Annotated in this window: 1 pseudogene; it reads right to left on the reverse strand. The window is 66.6% G+C overall.

The features are described 5' to 3' along the window. Window positions 1-1,459, reverse strand: a pseudogene (locus B1L11_RS44505) (DNA-directed RNA polymerase subunit beta); the annotation flags it as partial.

The raw sequence follows: 1,459 nt of genomic DNA on the forward strand, positions 1-1,459 counted from the left end.
TACTCCATGCCGGTCCCGACCAGCGGCGCCTCGCTCTTCAGCAAAGGCACCGACTGACGCTGCATGTTCGAACCCATCAGCGCACGGTTGGCGTCGTCATGCTCCAGGAACGGAATCATGGCCGTCGCCACCGACACCATCTGACGCGGCGACACGTCCATGTAGTCGACCTCGGACGGGTGGACGGCCTCGAACTCGCCGCCCTTGCGGCGGGCGAGCACGCGGGTCTCGGCGAAGGTGCCGTCGGCGTTCAGGGCCGTGTTGGCCTGCGCCACGACGTGCCGGTCCTCCTCGTCCGCGGTCAGGTAGTCGATCTCGTCGGTGACCCGGCCGTCGACGACGCGGCGGTACGGGGTCTCGACGAAGCCGAACGAGTTGACCCGCCCGAAGGAGGACAGCGAGCCGATCAGACCGATGTTCGGGCCTTCCGGCGTCTCGATCGGGCACATGCGGCCGTAGTGGGAGGGGTGCACGTCGCGGACCTCGAAGCCGGCCCGCTCACGCGACAGACCACCCGGGCCCAGGGCGGACAGGCGCCGCTTGTGCGTCAGGCCGGCCAGCGGGTTGGTCTGGTCCATGAACTGCGACAGCTGCGAGGTGCCGAAGAACTCCTTGATCGACGCCACGACCGGGCGGATGTTGATCAGGGTCTGCGGCGTGATCGCCTCGACGTCCTGCGTGGTCATGCGCTCGCGGACGACGCGCTCCATACGGGCCAGGCCCAGGCGGACCTGGTTCTGGATGAGCTCGCCCACCGTGCGCAGACGACGGTTGCCGAAGTGGTCGATGTCGTCGGTCTCGACGACCACCGAACCGTCCGGGCCCATCGTCTCCTCACCGGCGTGCAGCCGGACGAGGTATTCGATGGTGGACACGATGTCCTCGTCGGTCAGCGTGCCCTGGGTGATGTCGGCCTGGACGCCCAGCTTCTTGTTGATCTTGTAACGGCCGACCTTGGCGAGGTCGTAGCGCTTCGGGTTGAAGTACAGGTTCTCCAGCAGCGCCTGCGCCGACTCCTTGGTCGGCGGCTCACCCGGACGCAGCTTGCGGTAGATGTCCAGCAGCGCGTCGTCCTGGCCGGAGGTGTGGTCCTTCTCCAGCGTCGCCCGCATCGACTCGTACTGACCGAAACGCTCCAGAATCTGGTCGCTGGTCCAGCCGAGCGCCTTCAGCAGCACGGTGACGGGCTGCTTGCGCTTGCGGTCGATGCGCACGCCGACACTGTCGCGCTTGTCGATCTCGAACTCGAGCCACGCGCCGCGCGACGGGATCACCCGGCAGCCGAACAGGTCCTTGTCGGAGGTCTTGTCGACCGAACGGTCGAAGTAGACACCCGGGGACCGGACGAGCTGGGAGACCACGACACGCTCGGTGCCGTTGATGATGAAGGTGCCCTTCGACGTCATGAGCGGGAAGTCGCCCATGAACACCGTCTGGCTCTTGATCTCACCTGTGGTGT

Origin of the sequence: Microbispora sp. GKU 823 (genome assembly GCF_002027145.1) — a bacterium.
Taxonomy (GTDB): Bacteria; Actinomycetota; Actinomycetes; order Streptosporangiales; family Streptosporangiaceae; genus Microbispora; species Microbispora siamensis.